Genomic DNA, 13911 nt, shown 5'->3' with positions numbered 1-13911 from the left:
GACCCGCCCACATCCATGTGCTCCTGGGGACATGCTCTACGGCTCGCCGCGCAGGAACGCGGCCTCCGCCTCCGCGCGACGGGTGACGTCCTCGACGACGAAGTCGACGAAGTCCTCGTCCCGATCGGTGATCGGGGTCTCTTCGCCTGCCGAGATCGGATCTTCGCCGGGCCACACCGTCTGCCGGGAGGGACGGTCGCGATCGAGCCGGGTGCCGGCGATCTGCACCCACTCGCGGAACCTGGTGCGCGCGGCGGCGAAGTCGGTCATGAACGAGATGGGGCCGGCGGCGTCCTGCTCAGGGTCGTAACAGCCCAGCCACCGGGTGTAGAGCGCGGAGAGCTCCCAGACGAGCTCGCGATGACGGTGCCACATCGGCGGAATGATCTGGGCGGGAAGGGCGAACTCGTGTCGTAGCCAGTTCACCCACTCGTTGAGGTCGAGCCACTCATGTTCGGCGTCGTCGGAAGACAGGGTGCGCCAGTTGATCGGACGAGGCACGGGCGGGAGATCATCGCTCCCGCCCGTGCCTGCCGGGCTGCCGCCCTCCCCGGTCTCGCCCTCGTCGGGACCGTCGCCGGAGTCCTCGATGTCGGGCTCGTCGGTCTCGGGCTCGAAGTCCACATCCGGGTCGCCCGGTTCGGGGTCGTGGGTCGGGTCCGTGTCGGCCACGTCGCTGTCCTCCTGAGTCGTTACCGGCCGACGGCTTCCATCGCGGGTGCTTCCGTCTCCCGCGACGCGGTCGGAGTGGGCGAGCCGAGCTGTGCTGCTCGGTCGGGCTCCTCACGCTCGACCTCACGTTCCGCTTCGCGTTCCACCTGACGCTCGGCGGCGGGCCGCCGGTCGATCGTGAAGTCGGTGATGTTCGGATCGGGAGCGATGCGCTTGGCGACGAACTGCTCGTCGGTGCGCTCCTCGCCGTTGACGTCGCGGGTGTACTCGCGGGTGTAGCCCTGAGCGACGATGTCGTCGCCCTTGACGTACCGGTCTGCCGACATCTCGGCGGACTTCCCGAACTGGATCAGGTCGTGATAGGTCGGGTCGAGCTTGCGAAACGACCCGTCCTGCTGGGGCTCGTAGTGGTTGATGCCGACGCGCGCGTAGAAGCGTGCCTGCCCGGATTCGGAGAAGGTGAGGCGGGGGTCGGCGGAGATGAAGCCGTTGATCGCCTGCGAGGTCTTGATCGCCATGAGAACTGAGGTCCTTCCTGATAACAACGAACTGTCTGGTGTCCCGCGGTACAGCGGAGACACCAGACAGGTGCGTGGTCCAGACCCCAGGCGCGAGCCCGCGCCGAGTCAGGATCGGCGCAGGAGCTTCTCGATCTCCTTCCGGTCGTGGCTCAGTTGAGCAGCATCTTTGCGTGTCGGCCAGGCGCGCAGATCAGTAATGATGGGCCGGGCGGTGCGGAGCATCACCACCCCGATCCCGAACGGCAGGGTGCGGATCACGTCCGGGGGCATGATCGCGACCCGCCGGATCGAACGTTGCGCGGACCGGTGTCCTTGCTCGCCGATGGTGACCGAGTCGGTGATCTCGTCTCGCTCTCCGATCAGCGCCGAGAGGTCCTGCAAGTCTCGCGAGTTCGACGCGCCGCCGAGGATGACCTTCACGATCGACGCGTCCCACAGCGCGTTGGCGTTGTTCTCCCCCCACTTCTCCCGCGCCTGGGCGAGCGATTGCAGCACCGGCAGAGTGGTGATGCCCGTGCCGCCGCCTTCCGCCATGAGCGTGGGCAAGGACGGCAACGGCGCGAGGTTGCCGATCTCGTCGAGGGCGAGAAGCATCGGCGGGTCCAACCGCGTACCGGCAGAGGTCGCGGCGATCTTCCGGGCGGTCTCCACCAGGTCCTCGATGAATGCCGCCACCAACGCCGAAGATGCCCCCGCGCCGGCACCGGTGGCGAGGAGATAGAGAGTGCCGCGAGACCGGATGAACGTCTCCGGGTCGAACCGGTCCCGCGGACCCGGTGTCACCGCCGCCAGCACCCGCGGATCGGCGAATGCGCTGAACGCGAGGGAGACGCCCTGCCAGATCGAGTCGCGCGTCTTGGGGTCTGCTTGCAGCATCGCGTCGAGCGAGTCCGCCCAGCCGGGCGCCGCCTGCGGGTGGGACTGCAGGACCCGTACCGCATCCGCTGCAGCAGTCGGGTTCAACGCCCACTGATACAGCGTCGCCGCGTCCCGTCCATCCAGCGCCGCAGCATGGAGGAGCCCTTGGATGGCGGCCGCGGTCTTCCCCTGCCAGAAGTCACCGCCGGACACGGACCCGAAGTTCGTAGCCGTCGCAAGTCCAGTGGCCCGGATCATCGCCGTCAGAGGGTCTTCGCATCCCCGCACCGGAGACCACTTCATCCCCGCGGGAAGCCCGTCGGCGAGGCGCTGCGGATCGAACACCGCGACGGGTCCGACGCGTTGACGTGCCTTCAGCGTCGCGGTGAGATTGTCCGGCCGGGTGGAGGTGGTGATGACGGCACCGGGGGCGTCGAGGATCGCATTGATCACCACATGCAGCCCCTTGCCGGAGCGGGGAGGGCCGATCAGCAGAATCGAATCTTCGACCGTCGCCCACACCTGTTGCCCTTTCGACCGGCCGAGGAGGTAACCGACGTCCTCCGGAGACGGGTCTTCCAACGAAGGGCGGAACGTGCCCGCTCGTTTCGCGAGGGCCTTCGCTCCGGCGGCCTTGGCGACATCACGCGGCGTAGCGGTGCCCCGGAGCAGCCGTGGGTCCTGCGCTCGGGTCTCTTTCGCACGGGCGACGATCCGCCACACCCACCACGCGACAGCTCCGAGGATCGCGAGAGCGAGGGCGAGGACCAGCCAGTAGACGACCGGGTTCAGCCCCGGAGCACCGAGGGCCTGCCCCGGGTCGGCCGGGGCGAGCAGCACGCCGAGCCCGGCGGAAGGCCCACCGGTGGGTTGCGGATGCCCGGTGAGCAACGCGGCGGCACTACCGGCGGCACGGAGCAGCCCGGCGAGAATCGCGAAACCAGCCAATGCCGCAAGCCCCAGGTTCGCGAGCACCTGGGAAGGCTGGTGCGGGTTCATCCCATGCCCCTGACGACGTGAGTCGTGCCGGAGATCCGGCCGAACAGCACCACCTCGCCGCCTTCGGGCAGCTCACGATCCTCGATCATGTGCCGCACATGACCGTCACCATCAGAGGAGGAATGACGGAGGATCACGGCGAGGGCGACGTCCTCCCCAGGCACGAAACCGTCCCCGGTCGCCTCGTACAGCAGCGGCAGCTCCCGCGCCGCCGCGGGCTCGGCCGTCGCGGTCGGCGCAGGATCGGATTCTGGGGCCGGCGGGGTGAGCACGTCCGTGTAGGTGGTGCCGTCGTGCTCGATGATCTCCACCCGCACCGGCACCTTCCGCCGACGCAGGATCTCGTCGATCAGACCGCCGAGGGCGTGCCTGCCAACCGGCTCCCCGGTGACCGCCCCACCGTCGAGGTCGACGCTGATCCGATCGTTCGCGTCTACCCGGACGACCAGGTGCGGGAGTACAATAGGCACCACGAGATCCCGGCCGGATTCGCCCGTCGCGGCGTGGTTACGGCGGGAGCGGCGTGAGGGTGCATGTTCGCTCATTTTTGCCGCCCAATCATCCGCGTGGTCGTGTCGAACGTGGACAACTCGTCCGGGTGCATCTGGTGCTGGACGGCGAAAGACCGCTCCTTAATCCGCCACAAGCCCTGCCCGGTGCCCAGACCCGGCAGAAGGGACTGTTCAGTGCCGGTGAGGCCGAGCGCGGTCGCCGTCGCGCCGAGCTGGTCGGCTTCCTGCCGGTAGATGATCCGGGTCTCCGCGTTCGCCAGCAGCGAGGAAGCGAGGGCGCGCATCGCGGACCCGGAGTCGCCGACGTTGTCGAGGTCGCTCAGCTTGTGGAAGATCAACATGTTGGCGATGCCGAAATGCCTCGCGAGCCGCCACTGCGCGTCCATCCGCTTCAGCAGAGCCGGATGGGACATGAGCCTCCACGCCTCGTCGTAGATCACCCACCGCTGCCCGCCGGCCGGGTCCAGCAGCGCGGACTCCATCCACGCCGACGAGCACGTCATCAGCACCGAGATCAAAGTCGAGTTCTCCGCCACCCGTGACAGATCCAGGGAGATCATCGGCAGCGTCGGGTCGAACACGACCGTGGACGGCCCATCGAACAGTCCCTGGAGGTCGCCGGCCACGAGCCGCCTCAGCGCATGACCGACGAGCCGGCCGTCCTCCGCGAGACGACTGTCCGTATCACCCCCACGGTCCGGGGTGAGGATGCGGTCGACGACCATAGGCAGAATCGGGACATCGTTGCCGGCGACGACGGCGGCGAGGGCGACGTCGATCGCGGTGTGCTCCAACGGCGACAGGGACCGCTCGAGGACGGTCTCGGCGAGAGCGCCGATGAGTTCGCGCCGCCGTGAGGCGATCTGCGACGCCCACTCGACATCGGTCAGACCCGAGGGCCGGTGGCCCTCGTCGAGCGGGTTCAGCCGCGTACGCAGCCCATGACCGAGGACGATCGCCTTCCCGCCGACCGCCTCAGCGACGGGCGTGTGCTCGCCCTTCGGGTCACCCGGCACGTACACGCGACGTCCGAACGGAATCGACCGCGTGTAGAGGCTCTTGGCGAGGGAAGACTTCCCGGAGCCGACGATCCCGGCCAAGACCAGATTCGGGGCGGTGATGACGCCACGCTTGTACAGCTCCCACGGGTCATACACGAACGACCCGCCCGAGTACATATCTTGTCCGACGAACACGCCTTCCGGCCCGAGGCCACCTTCGGCGAGGAACGGATACGCACCGGCGAGCGCGGCGCTGGTGTCCTGATGGGAGGGAAGCCGCAGCCCTCGGTGCGAGCGCAGCGCGGCGGGACCTGACTCACCAGATCGGGGGAGGTAGGTGGTGGCGCGGCGCTCGGCCTGCTCCGCCTCCCACTGGGCGCGGGCTTCGGCCTTGCGGGCGGCGACGTCCTTCGCTTGGATCTGCGCGGCGGCCTTCCGGCGGGCTCGGCGCTGCTTGCGGTGCTCGGATTCCGGTCCGATCAGCACGGTCGAGTACACGCGAGGTTTCGGGATGCTCACAGCACGACTCCTTCCTGCACCCGCCCGGGCAGGCGGTGTGCAGGAAGGAGGTGCGGGACCGGCGCCCCAGGGTCAGACGGTGCGTGCGAGCGGCAGTGCGGCCGCGGTGAACGCCTGGGCTTGCTGACCGACCAGCCGCCGGGTCTCGCAGGAGGCTTGGATGGCGGCCTGCTCGATCTTTGAGACCGCCGCTTCCAGCTCGTCCGGGGTGGGGGCGCTGACAGAGATCAGCCCGGTGTAGCGGAGGATGCCGTGCCCGCTGGTGAGGTCGGCTTCTTGCTGCAGCACGTCCTGATACTCGGCGGACTGTTGGGCGTCCTCGACCTGTCCGATCTTCTGGCGTTGTGCGGCGTCGGAGATGTACTCGACCTTCTTCTTCCGAATGTCACGGGCCGCTTGATCCGACCGGATCGGCGTGCACAGTAACGAGAACGATCTCCGCACCCCGGAGGCGAGGAGCACCGGGGACAGGAACCCCGGGTACACGAGCGATCGGGGCCATTCGCTGACCCAGAGCACGGCATGGTGTGCGCTGTCGGAGCGGAGCCCGTTCCAGGTCTCCTCCAACGCAACCGGTCCTGCCGTGGCCAGGTCCTGCCCGAGGTTCCCGGAGCGTTCCAGGGTCGCGGCGATCGCCGGGTCGTACGCGGAGCGTAGGATCACGGCGAGCTGGCCGGGTGTGAGCCATCCGATGGCTTTCAGCTCGGCGGAGTGGAGCGCGGCGGTGAGGGTGTTCATCTCCTGTCGCAGCACGGCGGCCGCACCTTTCATGCCGCCGCCGGCGGTGCGGATCGCCCGGGCAGCGGCCTTCATGTCCAGGGCGAGGGAGATCGTCGTCGCGTGGCGTTCCCCGGCAGGGCCTGCCCGGTTGATGAGCTCGGCGTAGGTGCGCGACGTCCACGACTCGTCGTCAGAGTTGCCGTGCTCGGCCCACCACTGCGCCAGCCCGCTCCCTGAATCCGGGAGGGTGCGCTCCAGCACCTGTAGGCGGGCGATGCGCCCGGACCGGCAGCATGTCGCGAGGACTCGCCCCCAACTGGCCACGCGGCGTTCCTGCTCGCCAGGGTCCAGGAGCACGAACGCGGGATGGGTGACTTCCAGCAGCGCTGTCAGCGTGGCCGCGTAGGGGTGATGCACCATGACCGCTCCGGTGATCGGGTCTTCGTACTGACGCAGCGCTGCCATATCCCCCGGGAGCGCGAGGGTCCCGGCGGGGCGGGGCTTGACGACCCGCATCCGGTAGATCGTCTGCTTCACGGTGACCCGCCACAGCCAGTGCACCCCGACGGGCAGCCACTCGACGGTCTTGCGGCCTGCGATCGGGGCCCAGGTGATGCCCAGGCAGGTGACCCAGATCGGGGCGGTATAGGCGAGGATCATCCCGCCTCCCGCGTACAGCGACCCGATGAACGCCAGCCCGGCGATCGCGAGCGCGATCACCTGCGATAGCGACAAGCCGAGGATGAGGCCACGCCGGGTGAGGCGGGAGAACTTCACCGCCGTCAGCGGGTAGTCGTCTTTCGTGTTCTGCGGTTTCGCCACGGGTTACTCCTTCCCTTCGGGCGCCGTGTTCGGTGGCGGCGGGTCCTTCGGCGGTGGCGTCGACGACGGGCCAGACGATGCCGGCGGTGTGCTGGACGGCGGCTCCTGCGGCGCCGATGGGGCTGACGGCGGGGGTGCGTTACCGGACGGAGGTGGGGCGCTATCTTGGCCGGCCGCTGATGCCTGGTCCTCTGCAGCACCGCCGATCGCGCCGCCGAGCTTGGGGCCGGCCGTGGCGGCTTCCTTGACGGCCGCCGCCGCGACGACCGCGACTGCGGCGGGTCCGGCCGCTGCCGCACCTCCCGCAGCAGCCCCGCCACCTGCAGCAGCCCCGCCACCACCGGCAGCACCACCGGCAGCGCCGCCCCCGCCACCAGCCGCAGCGCCGCCTCCGCCTCCACCGGTACCAGCAGCGGTCGCGCCGCTCCCGCCGTCCGGAGGTGGGGGCGGCGTGCCTCCGCCTCCACCACCCCCGCTGCCGGGCGGTGGTCCGTCGCCTTGACCTTTCCCGTCGAGGACTTTCTGCGGGCCGTCGCCAGCGGGCTTGGACGGAGTGGGCACGGGTCGATTCATGGATTGCTTGGCCTCTTGCTCCGCGCTCATCGCGTGATACATGTCAAACCCAATGAAGGAGATGAACTTGTAGACCATGTACGGCGCGAACGCGGCGACGAACATGAGCACGATCCCCGCAATGGGGTCGGCGATGGATGCCAGGTCAAAGTCGATTGGCTGGGAGACCTGGGTGATCGCGACGAGGAACACCACGACGAGGACGAGCTTGGACAGGATCAGGGCGATCACGAACGACACCCATTTCCCGAACCAGCCGCGGGTGACGTCCCAGCTCGCGCCGCTGATCGCGATCGGCCCGAGCACGATCGCGACGAGCAGCAACGCTTTGCGGATCAGGAGCGAGAACCACACGATCGCCGCGGCGGTGATCGCGAGGCCGGCGAAGAAGATGGTGATGATCGCGCCGACACCGGGGGCGGTGAGGTTGATCGCGGTGAGCCCCGCGGCGAGCAGGGCGATCTTGTCGCCCATCGCTTCCATCGAATTGCCAGTGGCTTGGATGATGCCGATGGCCAACTGGTCGGTGATCTCCAGCAGCGTCGCGGTGAGCGTGATGATGAGGAACGACCCGAGCACGCTCTTGCCGAGTCCGAGCGCCGCCCGAGAGAGGGCGGTGGGGTCTCGGCGGATGAGGCCGGTGATCAGTTGCAGGCAGAAGAACACGAGCATGATCAGCACGGCGACGCCGAAAAGGATGTTATAGACGCCGAGGTACTCCGGGGACTGGACGTCGACGAGCGTGGTGGTGTCGAAGACATACCAGACGCCCTCGAACAGCCAGGCGGCGGCTTGTCCCATTGCTTGGGCGAGCCAGTCGAAAGGGGCCGCGACGAGCGTCGCGGCCCCTTCTCCGACGGCGTCGCAGACGTTCGAGATGACCGGGACGTCGCACAGTGCCATGACGGGTCTCCTTCCGGGGCGGTGCGGTGGAGGGGCCGTTCAGACGGCCTGGCCGACGTTCCAGAAGAAGTTGATGAGGGTGACGCTTGCGCCGCAGATGATCGCGGCGCCGCAGGAGACGAGGACTCCGATCTTTCCCCGCCCGGCCAGATGCGGGTTGCTGCTGTTCGCGCCGAAGCCCCAGATGATTGCCGAGATGATCAACGCCAGGACGCTGAGGATCAGGCCGACCGTCATCACGGCGCCGACGATGGTGCGCAGCTGGGCGATACCGGGCAGCCCGGAACTGTTGGGGTCGATATCGACCTGCATCGGGACGAGTGCGGCCAGGTGAGGCAGGACGGTGGTGGTGAGATCGAGAACGGCGGACACGGGTGCTCCTTCATGAACCAAGCGGGGATACCCGGCCGGCATCGGCCGGGTATCGCATAGGTGCGCTTCCTGCACCCCACGGCGCAGGAAGCGGGGGCGGTGGAGCCCCGTCGCCTCCACCGCCCCCGCCGGTTCTTCGCGTCCGGGCTAGAGTTGCCCGCCGAGAGCGATCAGCCAGTTCATCCACGCGATCCCGGCCCCGGCGAGAGCTGCCGCGCCGAGCGCCGTCCACACGCCGATGCGTGCTTTCGTGGCGACCTGGTGGTGCCCGTTCGTGGAGCCGATCGCCCAGATCACCGCGCTCACCACGATCATCAACACCGACAGGATCAGCACGATCGTCAACAGCGCGCCGATGATGCTCTCCAGCTCGTTGGAGCCGCCCACGGCGCCGAAGTCGGGGAACACGTTCCCCGAGACCAGGAATCCGGCCGGTTGCAGCCGGGACAAGGAAAACGTCATCGGCGGGTCACCCTTCTTTCACGGAGATGTGGATGTGGTCGAAATACCCTCCGGTGACGTTCCCCGGGTCGTGCATCCCGCCGCCGTCGTACGGCTGCCATCCCTCGTCTGCGCGAGCAGTCGACCAGATCTGTCCTTGCCAAATGAGGTAACTGATCCCGAGGGTCTCAGCGTTCGTCTCGAGCCAGTCGGTCAGTCGCCACCCGTAGTCGACCTGCTCCGCGCTCGGGTAATGACCGATCTGATTGCCGACGGTGACATCGCAGGCCCGCCCGAGCGGATAATCCGACCGTGTCCCGGGACGTGGCGAGTAACATGCCCACCCGGTGCCGGGGAACGCGTTGCGGGTCTGGACGACCATATGCGCGGTGCGGGCGGTGACCTGCCCGCCGGTGCCGGTCGGGTCATCGACCAACTTCCCGCCGTCCCCGGTGAACTCCGCCGCGTCCGCCCCGGCCCCGTCAGGTGCGCAGCCGGGCCCGGGGGTGCTGGTGCCGTCGGGTTCGGTGGCGCCGTGGTCGGCGAGCCACTGGTCGGCGTCGATCGACTCGGTGCCGGTGGAGCCGGGCCGGATCTCGAAATGCAGGTTTGCGCCGGTGGAGCGTCCCGAGGAGCCGACGTCGCCGATGTGGGTGCCAGCGGTGACAGTCTGTCCTTCTTGCACGTGGATGCCGCGTTCCCACATATGCGCGTACACGGAGCGGACGGCTTCGCCCTGCACGGTGTGTTCGATGATGATGAGGCCGCCGTAGCCTCCGTTGAGCTCGGCCCACACGACCCGACCGTCGGCTGCCGCGTAGATCGGGGTGCCGTCGGCGGCGGCGTAGTCGGTGCCGGCGTGGTAGGTGGTCTCCCCGGTGAAGGGATCGGACCGATATCCCCAGTCGCTGGTCTTCATCCACGTCCCCTCGGGCAGCGGGAACATGATGCGGGTGGTCTCCGGCACCGACCCCGTGCCGCCGCCAGTGCTGGAGGGAGCGGGCACGGTGAGGGCATCGAGGATCGCTTCGGCGACGGGCTGGTAGTTCTGATACCGCTCTGGGAACGCGCTGACCTCGACGGCCTGCGCGACCTCGCCCATGTCCATCGTTTCCCAGCCCGGGACGTCCAGCATGCCCCGTGGGGAGGGATAGTTCGGACCCGAAGGTCCTCCGTAGAACGCTCTGGCCTGGTAGGTGGTGTCCATCAGCTCGGCGACGGTTCCCCACCCGGCCTGCGGGCGCATCTGGAACAAGCCGAGCGAGTCGTGGTCGGACCCGTTGCCGTCGTTGGGGTAGTTCCCCGACTCCGGGTAGGTGCCGGTGTTCGCCAGTTGCCGCAGTGTCGATTCGGTCAGCGCTGCCATGAGGGCGATCGTGGCCCCGCGGGCATCGACGCCGTCGGTCTGCCCGCCGACGGTGATGATCGTGGCGGCGTGAGTGAGTTGCTTCTTGTTCAGCGTGAATGTCTCCCCGTCCCGCGTGGTCACTTCCAGCTCGTCAGGGATCGGCCCCACGGTCAGCGATGACCCGGGACCGCAGCTCGCGTTCGCGGCGGGGTTCATCAGCACCCCGACCCCGACCAGCACGGCCGCCGGTCCCACGCACAGGACGACGACCGCCAGCGCGGCAAGGATCTTCTTCAGCACGACAGACCCCGGACTCAGCGCAGCGGGTTGTCGAGCTCGGACAGCCGCAGCGTGTGGCACGACTCGAACGCGGGCTCGCACGCGAGGAACACGGTGAACGACACCGGGTGTTCGCTGGTCGCTTCCTGCCCGGAGACGGTGCCGGTGCGGTGCCGGGTGCCGTCGATGGTGACCGCGATCATCCCTTCCACGAGGGTGCCGGACCGGTCTTGCGCGATAGCGTCGGCCCAGGCGTCGGGGATGACCGCCGTCTCGGTGGTGAGGTGCTGGGTGGTGGCGTGCCCAGTGAGCTGGCGCCAGGCGTCGGGCGCCGGGTAGTAGCCGGCGATGTCCGAGGCGAGACCGGGGGTCTCGGTTCCGGTGGGGTCTGCGTCGGAGAGCACCACCTGCCCGTAGTCGGCGGGCCTGAGCCCGGAGGCGGTGTCCCAGGTGAAGAGGGCCTCGGCGACGGCGCGTGCGTACCGGATCGGGTCGTTCGTCCGCGGCAGCGGCGTCAGCTCGGGCGGTCCGGACGGCGCCGGGGCCGTTGGCCGCTGCTCGGAGGTGGTCGGTGCAGGGGTGGGGGTGTTCTCGTGTGGGCGGGCGATCAGCCCGTACACGCCCAGTCCCACCAGGACGAGGAGGATGACCGTTCCGGAGATACCGGCGATCAACAGGGCGCGGCCCCGCTTACGCGAGGCCGCATCGGGGAAATCAGTCGACATGGCAGGGGACGTCCTTTCACAGCAGAACGGTCAACGGTGTGTGCCATGCAGGTGCGGACGCCTGACCCCACCGGTCACTTCACGGCAGGACGCCCGCTCCGCTGGTGGCGCCCCGTGCGTGGGCGGCGGTGTCGAGGAACGCGTTCGCCTGGTCACGGTGGCGAGTGATCGCGTCCCATTGCTCGACGGTGGCGTACTGGCCGACGAGGGCGGCGTCGTTGATCTCCCACCACCCCTCGGCCTTTGCGAGAATGTCGACCAGTCGGCGGGCGTGGTAGCGGCCCCGTACCCCGTCAGCGGACATCCCGTCGTCCTCGGCGCCCGACTCGCCGCTCTCCGCGGTTGTCGCAGCGGAAGTCGGGGTGAGGGCGAGCTTGCGGACGCGGGCGATGGCGGCTGCGACCGCCCGGGATCGTTCTACCGGCCGGTCAATCTGTCGCACCGCGCGGAGTTCGTCGTCGGCGGCTTCCCGGACGGCGGCGGTGGCGGTCTCGTTCACTGCGGTCTTCTCCAGCCAGCACACCCCGCGCAGGGCGATGACCTCGTGGTAACGGCCGTGGACCTTCGCGTCGCCGTTGATCTCCACGACCGCTTCGGCTGCTGCTCGCCGGACCCGTTCGTCTTCGTCCTCGTTGGTTGCCAGCCTTTCCAGCGCGAGGACCTGCTCGAGCTGTTGGGAAGAGTCCCGACCGGTCACCGCGGTCGCGGCCTGCACACGGGACTTCCGTTTCGACGGCGGTTGTGAATCCCAACGGCCGCTGCCGCTGCCCTGATAGGTCGCGACGATCATCGCTTCTCGTTCATCCGGGTCGGTGTCATCGGCCTCGCCATCGTCCGAGTCCGGGAGGGCGGCGGCGCCGAACCGGGTCGCGGCCTGACGGCGGGCGTTCTCCTCGGTGAGGAGCGTCTTGTACTCCGCGTACAGGGCTGCCTTCTCCGTGGTGGTGAAGTGCTTGTGCAGAAAGTTGTCGTCCTGGATCGCCAGCAACGTCCGCAGCTTGTCCGACACCTCAGAAGCGATCCACACCGGGACGGTCGCGTGCCCAAGCTGCCGCATCACTTCCAGGCGGCGCCTGCCGGAGATGAGGACCCCGTCGGAGGTGATCACGATCGGGCACAGCAACCCGAGCGTTTGGATCGACGTGGTCAGGTCGGTCAGATCACCGAGCTCACGCCGGTAGGAGCGACCCAGGACGAGGCTCTCGATGGGGAACTGGGCTACGGTTTGCTCGCTCGCGGACGCCGTGGTGTTCATGCTGCGGTCCCTCGCGTGAACTTGCGGGAGATGGCGGCGAGTTGGTGATCCGCGAGGAGGTCTTCGGTGCGGTCGCCGAGCAGCAGCCGCGCGAAGATCCCCAGCCGTGCGGGGTCGGCGCCGGTGACCTCTTTCTTTGACCGCGGCCCGAGTAGCAAACGCAGCAGCCCGTTCCAGTCGCGGGCGGAGAACCCGAGTCGTTGCCGCATCGCGTCGTCTTTGCGGAGCACGTCGATCCCGGACTGGGTGCTCGCCAGAGTCGTGAGGCGGTGGCAGATGTATTCCACCGCGGTCTCGATGGTGCGGGGATACCAGCCGGTGGTCACCAGGAACACGGACGCGGATCGCACCACCCTCTCCACAGCCACGGTCGGTGAGGCAGGCGGGGTTGCGGCGGCGAGCACGTGGTAAAAGAACGTCTCGTAGTGGCCGGCCCGCATCGGGTACTCGTCGGGACGCTGATCGGGCCTGCGGGCCTTGTCGGTTGAGGTGAGGAGACGTTCGGCGTGCACCTCGGCGGCGATGCCAAGCTCCACCGCGCGAGTGATCGCGGCCCACGGGTCCGCGGCACGGCGGATCGCTGGCGTCCGCATCGCCATGAACGCCTCATACGCGGCATCGGCGGGGTCACGGTGCCAGGACCGTGCCAGCGGAAGGTACTTCTCCTGCGCATACTGCATCAACGCGCGGGCGGCGGGGTGCGTGCGCCAGAGATGCTCGGCGGTGAGCTGCTCCAGCAGGACGCGGAGTCCTTCGCCGGTGGTGAAGTCGGGAAGCGGTTCAGATGAAGGCTCTCTCATGAGGTCAACTCCTTAGGACGAGGTGACCAATAGGTGTGTGACGGCGACCCCAAATTCTCTTCGCGGCACGGAATCGATCCTTTGCACTCGGGCGACGGGTCTGCCATGAGTGTTGCTCTTCGCTCACGCTCGACCATCACCACCTCCGCCAGTGGACATGCCGCAGCGAACTCGCGGCCTACAGCTTTGGCCGACTGCCGCTGGCGTAAGTTGGTCATGACCTTCGCGAACCCGTGGCAGGTCTTGCGAGCGTCGTCCCGTATCGCCTCTATAGCCATGCGCTACTCCTTCCCAGGGCTCCCACAAGATGCGGACGGCCTTGCGACCATGTGGTGCGCCGGGAAGATCAGCGGAGCGAGGACGGATGGCGGACGGAGGGCCGACCGTCAGGCTCCACAACGAACCCGACGTGTCTGCTTCGGTCTACTGGCCTGCGGCGCATCCGTCGAGATGCACATGACGAACGTGAGCCCTTCGTCGAGAATCACGGTTCATGCGGCGAGTGGCGGTAAGAGACGCCGAGGCGGCCAGCCAACGGTAGTTCCCGAGAATCTGATGAGCAAGTTCGTTGGGACAACGACGTCGGATCGA

The 13911-nt window shown here is 68.3% G+C and carries 13 protein-coding genes; all 13 read right to left on the bottom strand.

What is annotated here, in order from left to right:
• Positions 1–36 precede the first annotated feature (36 nt).
• Positions 37–672: a hypothetical protein gene (locus BKA02_RS01655; protein WP_218844402.1), complete on the bottom strand. Its 636-nt coding sequence runs from the start codon at positions 670–672 to the stop codon at positions 37–39.
• Between the two features lie 20 nt (positions 673–692).
• On the bottom strand, positions 693–1190 hold the full coding sequence (locus tag BKA02_RS01650; protein WP_179430674.1) for a single-stranded DNA-binding protein: 498 nt from the start codon (positions 1188–1190) through the stop codon (positions 693–695).
• Positions 1191–1298: 108 nt separating this feature from the next.
• Entirely contained in the window at positions 1299–3050 is a 1752-nt protein-coding gene (locus BKA02_RS01645; RefSeq protein ID WP_179430672.1) for a type IV secretory system conjugative DNA transfer family protein, read from the bottom strand.
• The gene (locus BKA02_RS01640; RefSeq protein WP_218844400.1) at positions 3047–3595 is read right to left on the bottom strand and encodes a hypothetical protein; all 549 of its coding nucleotides are present in this window, start codon (positions 3593–3595) and stop codon (positions 3047–3049) included. Before BKA02_RS01640 ends, BKA02_RS01645 begins: the two co-directional genes overlap by 4 nt.
• Positions 3592–5082 carry an ATP-binding protein gene (locus BKA02_RS01635; protein WP_179430670.1) on the bottom strand — a complete coding sequence of 497 codons (1491 nt, stop codon included), beginning with the start codon at positions 5080–5082 and terminating at the stop codon, positions 3592–3594. The genes BKA02_RS01640 and BKA02_RS01635 overlap by 4 nt, the downstream gene beginning before the upstream one ends.
• Positions 5083–5154: 72 nt before the next feature.
• Entirely contained in the window at positions 5155–6624 is a 1470-nt protein-coding gene (locus tag BKA02_RS01630; RefSeq protein ID WP_179430668.1) for an SCO6880 family protein, read from the bottom strand.
• A gap of 3 nt (positions 6625–6627) precedes the next feature.
• Positions 6628–8100 carry a conjugal transfer protein TrbL gene (locus BKA02_RS01625; RefSeq protein WP_179430666.1) on the bottom strand — a complete coding sequence of 491 codons (1473 nt, stop codon included), beginning with the start codon at positions 8098–8100 and terminating at the stop codon, positions 6628–6630.
• 39 nt (positions 8101–8139) lie between these two features.
• Positions 8140–8412 carry a DUF6112 family protein gene (locus tag BKA02_RS01620; RefSeq protein WP_071644218.1) on the bottom strand — a complete coding sequence of 91 codons (273 nt, stop codon included), beginning with the start codon at positions 8410–8412 and terminating at the stop codon, positions 8140–8142.
• A gap of 207 nt (positions 8413–8619) precedes the next feature.
• Positions 8620–8934 (bottom strand): DUF6112 family protein, encoded by a 315-nt coding sequence (locus BKA02_RS01615; RefSeq protein ID WP_179430664.1) that lies wholly within the window; start codon positions 8932–8934, stop codon positions 8620–8622.
• A 7-nt stretch (positions 8935–8941) separates the two neighbouring features.
• Positions 8942–10561: a M23 family metallopeptidase gene (locus tag BKA02_RS01610; RefSeq protein ID WP_315900935.1), complete on the bottom strand. Its 1620-nt coding sequence runs from the start codon at positions 10559–10561 to the stop codon at positions 8942–8944.
• A 14-nt stretch (positions 10562–10575) separates the two neighbouring features.
• Positions 10576–11265 carry a flagellar basal body-associated FliL family protein gene (locus tag BKA02_RS01605; protein WP_179430662.1) on the bottom strand — a complete coding sequence of 230 codons (690 nt, stop codon included), beginning with the start codon at positions 11263–11265 and terminating at the stop codon, positions 10576–10578.
• A 79-nt stretch (positions 11266–11344) separates the two neighbouring features.
• Positions 11345–12520, bottom strand: a complete 1176-nt coding sequence (locus tag BKA02_RS01600) for a ParB N-terminal domain-containing protein (protein WP_179430660.1) — start codon at positions 12518–12520, stop codon at positions 11345–11347.
• Positions 12517–13320: a hypothetical protein gene (locus BKA02_RS01595; protein WP_179430658.1), complete on the bottom strand. Its 804-nt coding sequence runs from the start codon at positions 13318–13320 to the stop codon at positions 12517–12519. The genes BKA02_RS01600 and BKA02_RS01595 overlap by 4 nt, the downstream gene beginning before the upstream one ends.
• Between the last annotated feature and the right edge of the window lie 591 nt (positions 13321–13911).

This window comes from Microbacterium pseudoresistens (genome assembly GCF_013409745.1).
Classification (GTDB): domain Bacteria; phylum Actinomycetota; class Actinomycetes; order Actinomycetales; family Microbacteriaceae; genus Microbacterium; species Microbacterium pseudoresistens.
Note: the sequence above shows the minus strand (reverse complement) of the source record. Positions and strands in the feature narration are given on the sequence as shown.

Coding starts and splice junctions, on each gene's coding strand:
- BKA02_RS01650 (WP_179430674.1), bottom strand. CDS start 1,190: ATGGCGATCAAGACCTCGCAGGCGATCAACGGCTTCATCTCCGCCGAC.
- BKA02_RS01645 (WP_179430672.1), bottom strand. CDS start 3,050: ATGAACCCGCACCAGCCTTCCCAGGTGCTCGCGAACCTGGGGCTTGCG.
- BKA02_RS01640 (WP_218844400.1), bottom strand. CDS start 3,595: ATGAGCGAACATGCACCCTCACGCCGCTCCCGCCGTAACCACGCCGCG.
- BKA02_RS01625 (WP_179430666.1), bottom strand. CDS start 8,100: ATGGCACTGTGCGACGTCCCGGTCATCTCGAACGTCTGCGACGCCGTC.
- BKA02_RS01620 (WP_071644218.1), bottom strand. CDS start 8,412: ATGCAGGTCGATATCGACCCCAACAGTTCCGGGCTGCCCGGTATCGCC.
- BKA02_RS01615 (WP_179430664.1), bottom strand. CDS start 8,934: ATGACGTTTTCCTTGTCCCGGCTGCAACCGGCCGGATTCCTGGTCTCG.
- BKA02_RS01605 (WP_179430662.1), bottom strand. CDS start 11,265: ATGTCGACTGATTTCCCCGATGCGGCCTCGCGTAAGCGGGGCCGCGCC.
- BKA02_RS01600 (WP_179430660.1), bottom strand. CDS start 12,520: ATGAACACCACGGCGTCCGCGAGCGAGCAAACCGTAGCCCAGTTCCCC.
- BKA02_RS01595 (WP_179430658.1), bottom strand. CDS start 13,320: ATGAGAGAGCCTTCATCTGAACCGCTTCCCGACTTCACCACCGGCGAA.